This is a genomic window from Balneatrix alpica DSM 16621, from assembly GCF_000619885.1.
Lineage (GTDB): Bacteria > Pseudomonadota > Gammaproteobacteria > Pseudomonadales > Balneatricaceae > Balneatrix > Balneatrix alpica.
The window spans coordinates 425,178-438,837 of the sequence record NZ_JHUZ01000011.1; the positions used below are offsets into that span (position 1 = coordinate 425,178).

At 57.0% G+C, this 13,660-nt stretch carries 13 protein-coding genes and 1 riboswitch; of the genes, 5 read left to right on the forward strand and 8 right to left on the reverse strand.

Annotated elements, in window-relative coordinates; translation table 11 throughout:
* Positions 1 to 3: 3 nt before the first annotated feature.
* The 4 genes from urtB to Q334_RS0105995 form a co-directional block, all read right to left on the reverse strand.
* Positions 4 to 1,629 carry an urea ABC transporter permease subunit UrtB gene (gene urtB, locus Q334_RS0105980; RefSeq protein ID WP_027312414.1) on the reverse strand — a complete coding sequence of 542 codons (1,626 nt, stop codon included), beginning with the start codon at positions 1,627 to 1,629 and terminating at the stop codon, positions 4 to 6.
* Between the two features lie 74 nt (positions 1,630 to 1,703).
* Positions 1,704 to 2,993 carry an urea ABC transporter substrate-binding protein gene (gene urtA / locus Q334_RS0105985; protein ID WP_027312415.1) on the reverse strand — a complete coding sequence of 430 codons (1,290 nt, stop codon included), beginning with the start codon at positions 2,991 to 2,993 and terminating at the stop codon, positions 1,704 to 1,706.
* A 287-nt stretch (positions 2,994 to 3,280) separates the two neighbouring features.
* Positions 3,281 to 3,862 carry a manganese efflux pump MntP gene (locus tag Q334_RS0105990; RefSeq protein WP_027312416.1) on the reverse strand — a complete coding sequence of 194 codons (582 nt, stop codon included), beginning with the start codon at positions 3,860 to 3,862 and terminating at the stop codon, positions 3,281 to 3,283.
* 119 nt (positions 3,863 to 3,981) lie between these two features.
* Positions 3,982 to 4,075, reverse strand: a riboswitch (yybP-ykoY riboswitch).
* A gap of 55 nt (positions 4,076 to 4,130) precedes the next feature.
* Positions 4,131 to 4,424 (reverse strand): ArsR/SmtB family transcription factor, encoded by a 294-nt coding sequence (locus Q334_RS0105995; protein ID WP_027312417.1) that lies wholly within the window; start codon positions 4,422 to 4,424, stop codon positions 4,131 to 4,133.
* A 140-nt stretch (positions 4,425 to 4,564) separates the two neighbouring features.
* On the opposite strand from Q334_RS0105995, the gene Q334_RS0106000 reads away from it, so the two are divergent.
* On the forward strand, positions 4,565 to 5,539 hold the full coding sequence (locus Q334_RS0106000; protein WP_027312418.1) for a permease: 975 nt from the start codon (positions 4,565 to 4,567) through the stop codon (positions 5,537 to 5,539).
* Positions 5,540 to 5,634: 95 nt separating this feature from the next.
* Positions 5,635 to 6,300, forward strand: a complete 666-nt coding sequence (locus Q334_RS0106005) for a Dph6-related ATP pyrophosphatase (RefSeq protein WP_027312419.1) — start codon at positions 5,635 to 5,637, stop codon at positions 6,298 to 6,300.
* Between the two features lie 35 nt (positions 6,301 to 6,335).
* Here Q334_RS0106005 and Q334_RS0106010 read toward each other — a convergent pair whose 3' ends face one another.
* From Q334_RS0106010 to Q334_RS0106025, 4 genes are all read right to left on the reverse strand, one after another.
* Entirely contained in the window at positions 6,336 to 6,602 is a 267-nt protein-coding gene (locus tag Q334_RS0106010; RefSeq protein ID WP_027312420.1) for a hypothetical protein, read from the reverse strand.
* 146 nt (positions 6,603 to 6,748) lie between these two features.
* On the reverse strand, positions 6,749 to 7,267 hold the full coding sequence (locus tag Q334_RS0106015; protein WP_027312421.1) for a GNAT family N-acetyltransferase: 519 nt from the start codon (positions 7,265 to 7,267) through the stop codon (positions 6,749 to 6,751).
* A gap of 15 nt (positions 7,268 to 7,282) precedes the next feature.
* Positions 7,283 to 8,236, reverse strand: coding sequence for a bifunctional Delta(1)-pyrroline-2-carboxylate/Delta(1)-piperideine-2-carboxylate reductase (locus tag Q334_RS0106020; protein WP_027312422.1), 954 nt, complete (start codon positions 8,234 to 8,236; stop codon positions 7,283 to 7,285).
* A 14-nt stretch (positions 8,237 to 8,250) separates the two neighbouring features.
* Positions 8,251 to 9,288 carry a proline racemase family protein gene (locus Q334_RS0106025; protein WP_027312423.1) on the reverse strand — a complete coding sequence of 346 codons (1,038 nt, stop codon included), beginning with the start codon at positions 9,286 to 9,288 and terminating at the stop codon, positions 8,251 to 8,253.
* A gap of 282 nt (positions 9,289 to 9,570) precedes the next feature.
* Between Q334_RS0106025 and Q334_RS0106030 the strand changes: the two genes are divergently transcribed.
* The 3 genes from Q334_RS0106030 (at position 9,571) to oppB (ending at position 13,657) form a co-directional block, all read left to right on the forward strand.
* Positions 9,571 to 10,818, forward strand: a complete 1,248-nt coding sequence (locus Q334_RS0106030; RefSeq protein WP_027312424.1) for an HD-GYP domain-containing protein — start codon at positions 9,571 to 9,573, stop codon at positions 10,816 to 10,818.
* A 253-nt stretch (positions 10,819 to 11,071) separates the two neighbouring features.
* The gene (locus Q334_RS0106035; RefSeq protein ID WP_027312425.1) at positions 11,072 to 12,688 is read left to right on the forward strand and encodes a peptide ABC transporter substrate-binding protein; all 1,617 of its coding nucleotides are present in this window, start codon (positions 11,072 to 11,074) and stop codon (positions 12,686 to 12,688) included.
* Between the two features lie 42 nt (positions 12,689 to 12,730).
* Positions 12,731 to 13,657: an oligopeptide ABC transporter permease OppB gene (gene oppB / locus Q334_RS0106040; protein WP_027312426.1), complete on the forward strand. Its 927-nt coding sequence runs from the start codon at positions 12,731 to 12,733 to the stop codon at positions 13,655 to 13,657.
* Positions 13,658 to 13,660: the final 3 nt, after the last annotated feature.

Genomic DNA, 13,660 nt, shown 5'->3' on the forward strand with positions numbered 1-13,660 from the left:
GTCTTAGGCCTCCGCTGCCCGGCCCTTCTGCGGGAAGAGTCCGCGTGGGCGTTTCTGAATAAAGAGGATGATGAACACCAGCACCAGAATCTTCGCCAGCACCGCACCGGCATAGGGCTCCATCACCTTGTTGGCGACCCCAAGTGACAGTCCCGCCACCAGGGTGCCCCACAGATTGCCGACCCCGCCAAACACCACCACCATAAAGGAGTCGACGATATAGGCCTGGCCAAGATTGGGGCCAACGTTAGTCAACTGTGACAAGGCCACCCCTGCCACCCCAGCGATACCGGAACCCAGGGCAAAGGTGAGCATGTCTACCCGCGCACTGCGAATCCCCATGGCGCGCGCCATCTGCCGGTTTTGCGACACGGCGCGCACCTGCAGACCGAGGCGGGTATAGCGCAGCACCCAGAACAGCAAGGCGAACACCAGTAGGCAGAAAGCGAGGATATAAAGGCGGTTAAGGGTCAGGGCAAACAGCGGGTTCAGCTCCCAGGTGCCACTCATCCAACTGGGGCTTTCCACCGAGCGATTCAGCGGTGAGAAAATGCTCCGCACCAGTTGCTGCAAGACCAGGCTGATACCAAAGGTGGCCAAGAGGGTTTCCAGCGGGCGACCATAGAGAAAACGTATCACCCCACGCTCAATCGCCACCCCTACCAGGGCCGCCACCACAAAGGCGGCGGGCACGGCCAGCAACAGGGAATATTCCAGCGCCTGCGGCAACAGCTGTTGAATCACATAGGTGGTGTAAGCCCCCAGCATCATCAGCTCACCGTGGGCCATATTGATCACCCCCATCACCCCAAAGGTGACGGCCAGACCAATCGCCGCCAGCACCAGCACCGAGCCCAGGCTCAGGCCAAAGAACAGGGTTTCCCCCATGGCGTAGAGCTCGGCCTTGTGCTCAATCGCGGTCAGGGCACTGGCGGCGGCTTGCTGTACTTGCGCACTGGCCTGTGGATTCGCCGCCTGCTTGGCCAGCGCCGCCCGCACCTGGGGATAATAATGTTCACGCAGCAGGCCAATCGCCTGCAGCCTGGCAAAGTCATCACCCTCCTCTAATTGTGCTAAGGCCAGCACCATCTGCATCGCCTGCTGCACCCGGCGGCTGCTCTCACTGGCATAACGCTCACTGAGCAGGGTACGGGTGTCGGCATCCAGGCTATCCATCAGTCGCAGCACTGCCTGCTCGCGCACCTCCGCTGCGGGGTGATGAAGATTTAGCGCCGCCCGCTGGGCCCGAATGCGCGAGCGCAGACTGTTGTTGATGCCGATTTTTTTCAGCTCACGCTTGCCCAGCACCTGGCTCTGCTCGGGTGCCAGTGCATCGGCCACCCGCAGCTCGCTGCCCTGCTTGCCTTGCCCAAACACCACCCGACCATCCTGCTTGCGGTGATACAGCTCCCCTTCTAACAGGGCGGTCAACAGGGTTTCGCTATGGGGTGCGCCGCTGGCGGCGATGGCATCCACCCCCTGGCCAAGACGCTCAAAATCACGTTGTTCCAGCAATGCCAGGGCAGCCGCTAAGGCCGGTTGCCAGGTCTCCTGCTGATCGGCACGCAATGGCTGGCTGGCACCGAGCAGCAGTACCAGTGCCAGCCCTAGTTGCAGCAATGCTTTCATCCATTCTTCCTTGCTGATAAGGCGAAACAGACACACCCTGGTACAGTGTTCGCACCAGGGTGTAGCCGCTCAGATTAGAAGTTTTGCCCGGAGCACTTGCCGGTCTGGGTGTTGTAGTTGCCGCACATCAGGGGTGCCGTCCAATCGGCGGTGAGGTTTTTCGACCCCTCCAGGTAGTCAGACCAGGCATCCCCCATCACCGTACTGGGGGTGTTCCATACCACCTGGAACTGGCCATCGTCCTGAATTTCGCCAATCAGCACCGGTTTGGTGATGTGGTGGTTAGGCATCATGGTGGCGTAACCACCGGTGAGGTTAGGCACCGTCACGCCGATAATGGCTTGCTGTACCTTGTCGGGATCTGTGGTGCCGGCTTTTTTCACCGCCTCCACCCACATATTGAAGCCGATGTAATGCGCCTCCATCGGATCATTGGTAACGCGCTTGTCGTTGTTGATGAACTCCTGCCAGCTCTGGATAAAGGTATCGTTGGCCTCGGCATCGACGCTCATAAAGTAGTTCCAGGCCGCCAGGTGGCCAACCAGAGGCTTGGTGTCGATACCAGAGAGTTCTTCTTCACCGACGGAGAAGGCCACCACCGGAATATCCTCGGCACTGATGCCCTGGTTACCCAGTTCTTTGTAGAAGGGCACATTGGCATCACCGTTAATGGTGGAGACCACCGCGGTTTTCTTACCCGCGCTGCCAAACTTTTTGATATCCGCGACGATGCTCTGCCAGTCGGAGTGACCAAAGGGGGTGTAGTTAATCAGGATATCCTCATCCGCCACCCCTTTGGCTTTCAGGTAGGCTTCGAGAATTTTGTTGGTGGTGCGCGGATAGACATAGTCGGTTCCCGCCAGTACCCAGCGCTCCACCCCCAATTCATTCATCAGGTAATCCACCGCCGGCACCGCCTGCTGGTTAGGCGCGGCACCAGTGTAAAAGACGTTTTTGGAGGACTCTTCCCCTTCATACTGCACCGGGTAGAACAGCAGCGAGTTCAGCTCTTCAAACACCGGCAGCACCGACTTGCGCGAAACCGAGGTCCAGCAGCCAAACACCGCGGAGACCTTATCCTTGGAGATCATTTCCCGCGCTTTTTCCGCAAACAGCGGCCAGTTGGAGGCTGGGTCAACCACCACCGGTTCCAGCTTTTTGCCGAGCAGACCACCCTTTTTGTTCTGCTCTTCAATCAGCATCAGCATGGTGTCTTTCAGGGTGGTTTCAGAGATGGCCATGGTGCCGGACAGGGAGTGCAGAATACCGACCTTGATGGTCTCTTCCGCTACCGCCGCGGCACTTAACGTCAGGGAAAAACCGGCAGCCAGCAGGGCAAGTTTGGCGGACTTCACAGGCTTCATAGGGTACTACTCCTTCAGTTCTGAGTTCGGGTAAGGGGAACCAGGCGCATCGTCTTTCACACCCGACCGAGCTTCAGCAAAGCCTGTGCCAGAACAACAAAATCCTTATAAATCAAATATTTAAATTAAAAATAGGGATAAAACAGACATCTCAGTTAAGCCACGCGGATAAAAACGCCGCAAAACTCACCAAAAGAGTGCGCCAGCAGCCCGTAACACGCCTTAGCCTGGTGCAAGGCGCGTCATCAGTCACTGCATAAAAGGGGCTTAAAGGCGTGCACCGCCTGTCAGCGCGCCAGCATGGCCGCAGCACCAAAAAGGTGCTCATAGAGAATCCAGCCGCCGATGCCGAGCAAAATCAGTCCACCCAGGCACTCCGCTTTTTTGCCAAGCCAGCCCCCCAGGTGCTGGCCAAGCAACATGCCCAGGCTGACCATCAGGGTGGTGGCTAAACCGATCAACAGCGCAGCCAGGGCAATCGGCACCTCCATCAGGGCAAAACTGATGCCTACCGCCAGGGCATCCATACTGGTAGCCAGGGCAGTCAGCAATAAGCCCCAGCTCCAGAATGCGGGAGACTGAGCTTCAACCGGTGCAGCGGGTTGGCAACCCTCATAGAGCATTTTCAGCCCCAGACCAACTAGCAGGGCAAATGCCAGCCAGTGATCCCAGGCCTGTATCCAGGGCAGGGCCAACCAGCCCAGTAGCCAGCCTAAAACTGGCGTCAGGCCTTCCACCACGCCAAAAAACAGGCCGGTACGCAGGGCAATCGATAAGGAAACATGAGGGCTGGCCGTTCCCCTGGCCAGGGCCACGGCAAAGGCATCGGTCGACATCGCCAGGGCGATTAAGAAGAGAGACAGGGTCACGGTTCACTCCTGGCTGAGTGGTTAATACCTAAGACAGGACGAACCCCAGCCAAGACTCTCTGGTCTTGTGTGCGGTTCACAGTGCTCAGCCGTCACTGTTTCCTGTCTTGGTCTCACCTACCTCAGTGGAGGTTGTCTGCACCACGGCCACTGGGCCGATTATGTTGATACAGACGCCTGCAAAGTCTGCAGACCGGTTACTCCCCAAAACGGCGGCCACCTTAGCAGGGCTGGCGCCGTCAAACAAGTGATCAAGAGTATGAGCCGCCTATTGGCAATGCCCCTGGCAGCACTCCTCCTGCAAAAAGGCGATCAGCTCATCCAGCTTGGCGTAATTAGGCTGGCAATAGATGCTACGGCTCTGCTTGTCCTGGTGGATCAGGCCAACATTGGCCATACGGCTGAGGTGGTGGGATAGGGTCGATCCCGGAATCGCCAAGGCTCGCTGAATGTCCCCCACCATCGCCCCCTCTGGCCCAGCTTTCACCAGATAACGGTAAATGCCCAGACGGTGCGCATTACCCAACTCCGCCAAACAGGCGGCGGCTTGTTCTAACTCCATTGGCTGCTCCTCCTTACAGTCGCTTCACCAATGCGGGTTGCGACCATCAAGTTATTTCTAAATTTCTAGAAATTTAATTGACCATTGCAATAAGCTCAAGCTAGATTATTTCCATAAATCTAGAAATATAGGAATCAATCATGCAACCTGACCTTCGTAGCAGTCTGGAGATGTTCGCCTTTCTCGCCATCGAACTGCCCTTGCTGTTTCTGCTGATCAGTACTCTAGTGGGGGTGCTGCAACGCCAGTTTCCCGCGCAACGCATCCAGCAACTGCTGAGTGCTGACCATGCCCGCAGCTATTGGCTGGCCGCCGCCCTGGGAGCCATTACGCCCTTTTGCAGCTGCTCCAGCATTCCCATGCTCAAAGGTTTGATCCGCGCCCAGGCCGGCTTTGGCCCGATGATGGTGTTTTTGCTGGTCTCGCCGCTGGTTAATCCCATTCTCGTGGTGTTATTGCTGGTGACCTTTGGTCTGTCCCTGACCAGCATCTATGTCGGCTCCGCCCTGGTGGTCGCCCTGCTCAGTGCCTGGCTACTGCAGCGCCTTGGCTTTGCCCGCTTTCTCAAGGCGGCTGCGCCGGCCTCGACCTGCGCCAGCCATAGCTGTGGCAGCAGCACGACTCCGGTTAGCCAACCAACAGGTTGCGGCGCGGCACCTGCGCTACCGCGCCTCACCCCTCAAGGCTTCACCACTAAACTCTTCACTTCTCAATTCAGGGCGGCCTTACAGGAAGCCTGGCGCGACCTGCGCAGGCTCGCCCCCCTGCTGTTTATCAGCATTCTGATTGGCAGCCTGATTTACGGCTTGGTGCCCAGTGAGCTGATCGAAAGTCTGGCGGGTAGCGACAGCCCCTGGGCCATTCCGTTGGCGGCGGTGATCGGCATTCCACTCTATATCAGTGCCACCGCGATGATTCCGCTGGCCTCAGCGCTGCTGGCCAAAGGTGTGGGGGCCGGGGTGCTGCTGGCGCTGATTATTGGCAGTGCCGGGGCCAGCCTGACTGAGCTGATTCTGCTCAGCCACCTGTTTAAGCGCGCCCTGTTAATCGCCTTTGTGTTGGTGGTAATCAGCATGGCGATCAGTGCCGGCTACCTGGCCTGGCTGTTTTACTAGCCCCTTTAATGGCTGGACGGCGGTTTTAGCGATTCCGTCCTGACGTCAATAGCCGTAGACTGCCGCTGCATGCTTAATCGTCACAAGGAATCCCGATGGCTCACCCTACCCTGATGTCCTGGAGCAGCGGCAAAGACAGCGCCTGGGCACTGTATCAACTGCAACAACAGCCCGAATACCAGGTAAAGGGGCTGTTTTGCACCCTCAATGCCGAGTTTCAGCGGGTAGCCATGCACGGGGTACGCAAGGAATTGGTGGAGGCCCAGGCTGCGGCCGCCGGCCTGCCGCTGTACTGGATCGACATCCCCTACCCCTGCAGCAATGCCGATTATGCCGCCCGCATGAGTGCCTTTATCGACCTGGCGCGGGAGCTGGGCATTACCCACATGGCCTTCGGTGATTTATTTCTGCAGGATGTACGCGCCTACCGGGAAAGCCAACTGGCCCCCACCGGCATGACACCGGTGTTCCCCCTCTGGGGTCAAGCCACCCCTGCCCTGGCCCGCACCATGCAGGCTGGCGGTTTAAAAGCCCGCTTAACCTGTGTTGACCCGCGCCAGCTCAGCGCCGAGATGGTAGGCCGTGATTTTGATGCGGCCTTCCTGGCGGATCTACCGCAACAGGTCGACCCCTGTGGCGAGAATGGCGAATTCCATAGCTTTGCCTATGCTGGGCCGATGTTTAACCAGCCCATCCCGATTCGTACCGGTGAAATCGTCGAGCGTGATGGCTTTTGCTTCGCCGACTTGCTGCCCGCCTGATATGGCCATTCATAGCATCTGATAGAGTGCCTGGGTTACCTCCCCAGGCATTGCACACCCTGCTCACTTAATTGCAAACGGGTACTTTGCTGACACACCTGGCTAATTCGTTGGGCTGAGAGCATGGTGGCCTGTTCCAGCTGCTCCAGCGACAGGCTAGACTCTGTCGACTGCTGTAACGCTTGCAAAATGGCACTCTCATCCATTTTGAAATGGAAAATACGGGCAATCATCCACTTCACTCCGATTACCCCTAGCAGGGTTAAGGCCACCGCAATGCTAATGATGACTTCCAGACTCACAACAGGCTCCTGAGATATTGCTGGCGAAACAGGCACAGCCTAGCCGACACAGGTAAGTTCAGCGCTGATACAAAGCAAAAGAAGCATGGTTAACGCTGGGTACAGTGTTGCCACAACGCCCCACACCAATGCTCACAAGGAGCTGATCAGCGCGCCTGACAGCTCTCATATTGATACAGATTATTCATCGCACCATAGAGCTCCTGTTGCCCCTGCAGCACAAAACCCAACTTCTGCAGCAGCCCGTTGGAACTGGCATTATCCGGCAGGGTCACGGCCAATACCCGCTCAAGTTGATAGTGCTGGCGACTGTGCTGTAGCACGGCCTGAGCCGCTTCGTAGGCATAGCCCTGCCGCCAAAATGCAGGTAAAAAGGCATAGCCCAGGTCGGGCCACTCCAGTTCATCCCGCTTTAAGATGCCGCACATCCCCATTGGCATCCCCCCTGCCTTGCTCTGCACCAAACACAGGCCAAAACCATAACGGCTATAGCTAGCCAGAGGCCCATTACGCAGGTAATGCTGGGCATCCTCTTGGTTGCGCACCTTTTTATCGGCGATATAGCGAATAAAACTCTCGTCATTAAGCAGGCGGAGAATAAAGTCGCTATCGTCCAGATTAAATTGACGCACGATTAGCCGGTCAGTGCTGCAGAGAAGGCTCATGGGGATATCCTTAGTTTAGGGGTGATTACCCTCAGTCAATTGGCGATAGACCAGTACCGCGGCGGCAAGGTCTTCCAGTGAGGCGCCAACCGACTTAAACAGGGTGATTTGATCTGGATGTTGACGCCCCGGATGCTGGCCCCGGCACAGTTCGTACAGATCAGCCTGAATGCTTTCTGGCGTCAACACACCGGTAGCCAGGGGGATGACAATATCACCGCCTTCTTTGCTGGCCCCAGCACGGGTATCCACAAACACCTGAGCCCGTCGGATCGACTCATCATCGGTTTCCCGCATATTGGGCTTATAGGCCCCGACCAAATCCAGGTGAGCGCCAGGCTTCAGCCATTGCCCCTGCACCAGGGGGGTGGCGGACAGGGTAGCGCAGCTGATGATGTCAGCACTGGCACAGGCACTGGCCAGATCTGCCACCGCTTCCACCGCCACCCCCTGGTCACGCAGCTCCGCTGCCATCTGCTGGCTCTTGGCCAGACTGCGCCCCCATAGACGAATACGTTTTAACGGCCGCACTGCACTGTGCGCCTCAATCAGGTTGATTGATAAACGTCCGGTGCCCACCATCAACAACTCTTCGGCATCGGCGCGGGCCAGATAGCGCGCCGCCAGAGCAGAGGCCGCGGCGGTACGTCTGGCGGTCAGTTCCCCTCCATCAATCAACGCTCGCAGTTGACCGGTTTGACCGCAACTCAGCAGGTAATGACCGTTGATGGCGGGTTCACCACGTTCCGCATTATCAGGGAAGACTGATACCACCTTGACCCCGATAAAGGCACCCTCTTGCCAGGCTGGCATCAATAGCAGGGTTGCATCGCTACCACCTGGCACCTTGACGTCATAGTGCAGGCGCTGGGGCATACTGCAGCCATCGCGAAAGATCTGCTGCAATGCCTCAATTAACGGCGCCCAGGGCGTAGCGGTGATTACTTGTTCGGCAGAAACCCATAGCATGGTTGGCTCCTTGGTTATGATGTCCACAGTTGATTCAAGCGGGTGGGGATGCTGAGACCAGTGCCCAGGGGATCCGCTTCATCCCAGATAAACTCAGCCTGGCCAACGGGATAGCCACGGCCACTGACCCGTACCCGCACCTGTTGGCGGGCTTCATCAATGCTGTGCAAGCTGGCACGAAAACCCTGGCCACTTAAACCACGGTATTCCCGTACCTGGCCGGCTTGCAGTTCTCCCTTGGCCCAGGCTAAGGCCATTCGCGCGGTGACACCGGAGCCCGTGGGACTGCGATCAACCTGACCATCACCAAAAATACAGAGGTTATAACTAACAGGATGGGGGCCTGTCTGGCAGACCGGTTGCTCTTCATCGGTAAGAATGGTGCCATACAGAAAGCCCAAATCAGGCTCATCCGGGTGCTGAATACTAAACTGGGCACGCAGAGTATTGGTAATCAAGCGCCCTGCCGCCACCAGCTGCTCATAGGGGGTGGTAGCCAGGTTAAGTCCCAAACGGGCTGCCGGTAGCAGGGCATAAAAGGCGCCGCCGTAGCTGATATCCACCCTGATCAGACCAAAACCGGGCAACTCAATACGCACATCCCGTTGATAGACAAAAGCCGGCACGCTGGCAAAGGCCACCTCACCGGTCTGCCCCTGTTCATTGACTTCCACCTCTACTTCCACTGGGCCACAGGGGCACTCCAGCACAAAGCGGGTCAAAGGCACCTGCGCAGGCACTAATCCTTGCTCCAGAGCAAAGCGCCCCAGGGCAATAGTGGCATGACCACACATGGTGCTGTAACCACCATTGTGGGTAAACAGCACGGCCAACGCCGCCTCGGGATGACCAGGGCGCACCGGCCACACACCGTACATATCAGCATGGCCGCGGGGCTCCTGCATCAGCAACTGCCGTACCCAGTCGTGATTTTCCAGCGCGTCCCGGCGCTGCTCCAGCACCGTATTACCCGCCAAAGCCGGCATGCCCTGGATAAAAATGCGCACCGGCTCCCCGGCGGTGTGCATGTCCAGCACCTTGAGTGTCTTCATCATGGCTCCTTGCTGACAGCGAATCAGCAAACTGCATATTGTATTCAATTATTAATCAGCCACATCCAACCAGAAAGCAGGCAGAGAGACAACCTTCTCCGCATAAATCTCCTCCTTAGACGCCAGCCCTCCTATTTTGTTGAGACTATCCTCATATACACAAAGAGGTTAAGCCGGCGCTGAATGGGCAGGTAAGCTTGGTAAATGTATAAGTTGCTGATTCTTTGCTAAGTTTTCCTGGCTTGGTCGCCATTCGGCAGCCACCTGGAGCATAGGTGTAAGGTGTCTTCTGTTAAGATCAAACCCTCACAAATCAAGATAGGCTACTTTATCGAGCTACCGGTCAGCTGGATGAAGCACCCCTTTTTGACCAGCAAATTCAAAGTTGCCAGTCAGGATCAGATTGCCGTGATCCAAACACTGGAGCTGGAGTTTGTTTACCTCTATCCCGAAAAGAGCACCATCCTGGCGGCCCCTCCGCAGGAAGAGCAATCCAGCCAAACCGTCGATGAGGTCAAAGATCAGCTGGAGCAGGAGAAGCAACAGCGGATTGAGCAAGCCAAAGAACAACGCCGGCAAATACAACGCACCGAGAAAGCTTTTCGCCAGTCAATGGCCAAGGTACGCGCCATCATGACGCTGATTAGCAGCCGCCCTCTGCAAGCAATTGAGGATGGTACTGAGCTGATTAATGATCTGGCCGATACCATCCTCAATGCCGATGCCCTGGTACTGCATTTGATTTCCCAAGCGGGCAAAGAGCAGGAGAACATCTACTACCACGTCTTAAACGTCTCCACCCTGGCAATGATGTTGGGTAAAAACCTTGGTCTTAGTGCTGAGCAGGTCAAGCTAATCGGCATCGGCGCACTCTTTCACGATATCGGTAAGTCAAAGATCCCCAGTCCTATCCTGCGTAAAACAGAGCCCCTCACCACTCCTGAGCTCAACCTGTTCAAACTGCACACCCGCTACGGGGTGGAACTATTAAAGTTGACGGAAACCTTCCCCGAGCAAGCCTTACCCATCGTCGGTCAGCACCATGAGTTTCTTGATGGCAGTGGCTATCCAGAAGGCTTGAAGGGCGTAGCGATCAATACCCTGGCCCGGGTGGTAACCGTCGTGAATGAGTTCGACAACCTCTGCCATCCCCCTAATCAGAAAGATGCGCGCTCACCGCATCAAGCCATGTCGATTCTGTTTAAAGGCATGCAAGGCAAACTAGGACAGGCTGAAGTGGAGCAGCTGATCAAAATGATGGGGGTCTACCCCCCCGGAACCCTGGTGCGCCTCAGTGACGAACGCATTGGCTTGGTGATGTCGGTGAACAGTAAAAAACTGCTGTATCCCAATGTGGTGGCCTATGATGCGGAAATCCCGCGGCTGGAAGCCCCCATCCTCAGCCTGGAAGAAGGTAAGCTCAGCATCAGCGAAGTCCTCAAGCCCAGTGACTTACCACCGGAAGTGTACGAATACCTTAACCCCCGCGCCAAGATCAGCTACTTCATTCAAGACGAAGAGCGACGCTAACCTCCTCCCCCGGCACGGACGCCAACTCATATCCCTGCGCCTTCACCTACAAAATTTCTACACTTCGCCCGCAAAAGAATATTGTATGCAATATACAAATAATTAGGCTTAAGATGACAGCTAGCCGTTTTTTGTCCTGGCGAACCAACAAGAACAATACCGCTGCCTGGCAGCACTCCCTCCCTTGTTGATCCGCCTCGTTGCTGCGCTACCTGTGTCGTCCGTTCTAAACAAAAAAATAAAGGAAGCTGGTATGCCGACATCCCTTAAGCCCCATACCCTGTCACGCCTAAGCACCACCCTCGCCCCCTGGCTGGTCAGTGCCGCCCTGATGTTTAGCCCACTGAGCCAGGCCGCAGCGATGCCGCAGCAGCTCACACTGAACAATGGCGCCGAGGTCAGTTCCCTTGACCCCCACAAACTGGCCGCCGAGCCCGACTTTAATATCGGCAAGGATCTGTTTGATGGACTGGTCTCCCAGGATGCCGATGGCAAGATCATCCCGGCCCTGGCCATCAGCTGGCAAAGTTTTGATGACAACACCCGCTATGTGTTCAAACTGCGCCCGGACGCCAAGTGGTCCAACGGCGATCCCATTACTGCGGCGGACTTTGTCTATAGCTTCCAGCGTCTGCTCGACCCGGCCACCGCCTCACCCTACAGCTGGTTTGCCGCCATCCCACGGATCAAAAATTCGCAAGCCATACTGGAGGGCAAGCTGCCCGCCACTGAACTGGGGGTGCGTGCTCCCGATCCCCTCACGCTGGAAGTAACCCTGGAGGCGCCGGTCCCCTTCTTTGTCAAACTGCTTTCCCATCCGGTGATGTTCCCCGTCCACCCCGCCAGTATTGCCGCCCATGGTGATGGCTGGACAGCTCCTGGCAAGCTGGTTTCCAACGGCCCCTTTATGCTCAGCAGCTGGGACGTGAATGAAAAAATCGTGCTGGTGAAAAACCCCAACTACTGGAATGCCGCCGAGGTCAAACTGGAGCAACTGACCTTCCTGCCCATTGGCGATGCCGCTGTCGCACTCAAACGCTATCTGGCCGGTGAGCTGGATGTGCTGATGAGCATTCCCAGCGAGCAGCTGAAAAAAATGCAGGCGGAACGCCCACAGGAACTGATAGAAATCGCGCCTTCGCTGCACTCCTCCTACTACGAGCTGAACACCCAGCTGCCTCCCACCGATGATGTGCGGGTGCGCAAAGCGCTGGCCTATGCCATCAACCGTGATGCGCTGACTCAGTACGTCACCGCCAATGGTGAGCTGGCCAGTTACTCCCTGTTACCGCCACAGATTGATGGCTTTGCCGGTGGCCAACCCGCCTATGCTGCCCTGACCCAAGCCGAGCGGGAAAGCCTGGCCAAACAACTGATCAGCGAAGCTGGGTATAGCGCGGACAAACCGCTCAAATTCAGCATGGTGATTCCCAGCTTTAAAGGGGATCAGAAAGTCGCTCTGGCCCTGGTCAATATGTGGCAGCAAGTCCTGGGAGCCGAGGTGGAAGTGACCAAGCTGGAACCCAAGGTGTTTTATGCCACCAAGAGCGGTTACCACGTTTACCGCGGTGGCTGGGTGGCCGATTACAACGAGCCCTCCACCTTCCTCGATGTATTTGGTGCCACCGGCTCGAACAAATCCGGCTATGCCAACCCCAGCTACCAGAGTCTGCTTGATCAAGCCAAGACCGCCCAAGACCCCAGCCAGCTTTACCAACAGGCCGAGGCCATGCTGACCGAGGACTTCCCCCTGATTCCGCTCTATCGTGCCGGTTATCAGCTGGGGCTGAAAAAGCCAGAGGTGCGCGGCTATAGCCTGTCCAACCCTGAGCAAAACTACTACCGCCGCGACGTCTACCTCGCCAACTAATCCGAAGGAAGGAGCGGGGCAGCCTGCTGCCCCGTCGGCCCTATGCTGAGTTTTATTTGCAAACGTATTCTGGTGGCGATTCCCACCCTGCTGCTGATCGCGCTGATCGCCTTTGCCATGATGCAGTTGGCGCCTGGCGGGCCCTTTTCGGGGGAAAAGGACTTGCCCCCCGAGGTAATGGCCAACCTGATGGCCAAATACCACCTGGACAAACCCTGGTGGCAACAATTTGGCCTGTACCTGAGCGGCTTACTGCAAGGTGACTTTGGCCCCTCCTTTGTCTACAAGGACTTCAGCGTCACCACCCTGATTGCCAATGCCTGGCCGATCTCCGCCCAAATCGGCATCTATGCCTTTGTGCTTGCCCTGCTGCTGGGGGTCAGTTTGGGGATCATCGCCGCACTCAAGCAAAACACCTGGATCGACTACAGCCTGATGACCCTGGCAATGACCGGTGTCGTTCTGCCCAACTTTGTCCTGGCGCCGCTACTGGTGCTGATCTTTGCCGTGCAACTGCAGTGGCTACCAGCAGGTAACTGGAATGATGGTGCCTGGTCCCACCTGATTTTGCCGGTGCTGACCCTGGCACTGGGCCTGGTGGCCAGCATTGCACGGATCATGCGGGGCAGCATGATTGAGGTGCTGCACAGTCCCTTTATCCGCACTGCACACGCCAAGGGTTTGCCACTGTTTTATCTCCTTAGCCGTCACGCCCTGCGCCCAGCCCTGTTACCCCTGGTGAGCTACCTCGGCCCGGCTTTTGTCGGCATCGTCACCGGCTCCATGGTCGTGGATGTGTTCTTCACCACCGGCGGTTTAGGCCAACACTTTGTCAACGGCGCCCTCAACCGTGACTACGGCATGGTGATGGGGATTACCCTGCTGGTTGCCACCCTCACCATCGGCTTCAACGTCCTGGTCGACATTCTCTACGCCTGGATTGATCCCCGTATTGAGCTGGAGAGCTAATAC

Bases quoted from the DNA above. Each gene is read 5' to 3' on its own strand.
- urtB (WP_027312414.1), bottom strand. From the start codon at position 1,629: ATGAAAGCATTGCTGCAACTAGGGCTGGCACTGGTACTGCTGCTCGGT.
- urtA (WP_027312415.1), bottom strand. From the start codon at position 2,993: ATGAAGCCTGTGAAGTCCGCCAAACTTGCCCTGCTGGCTGCCGGTTTT.
- Q334_RS0105995 (WP_027312417.1), bottom strand. From the start codon at position 4,424: ATGGAGTTAGAACAAGCCGCCGCCTGTTTGGCGGAGTTGGGTAATGCG.
- Q334_RS0106000 (WP_027312418.1), top strand. From the start codon at position 4,565: ATGCAACCTGACCTTCGTAGCAGTCTGGAGATGTTCGCCTTTCTCGCC.
- Q334_RS0106005 (WP_027312419.1), top strand. From the start codon at position 5,635: ATGGCTCACCCTACCCTGATGTCCTGGAGCAGCGGCAAAGACAGCGCC.
- Q334_RS0106015 (WP_027312421.1), bottom strand. From the start codon at position 7,267: ATGAGCCTTCTCTGCAGCACTGACCGGCTAATCGTGCGTCAATTTAAT.
- Q334_RS0106020 (WP_027312422.1), bottom strand. From the start codon at position 8,236: ATGCTATGGGTTTCTGCCGAACAAGTAATCACCGCTACGCCCTGGGCG.
- Q334_RS0106025 (WP_027312423.1), bottom strand. From the start codon at position 9,288: ATGAAGACACTCAAGGTGCTGGACATGCACACCGCCGGGGAGCCGGTG.
- Q334_RS0106035 (WP_027312425.1), top strand. From the start codon at position 11,072: ATGCCGACATCCCTTAAGCCCCATACCCTGTCACGCCTAAGCACCACC.
- oppB (WP_027312426.1), top strand. From the start codon at position 12,731: ATGCTGAGTTTTATTTGCAAACGTATTCTGGTGGCGATTCCCACCCTG.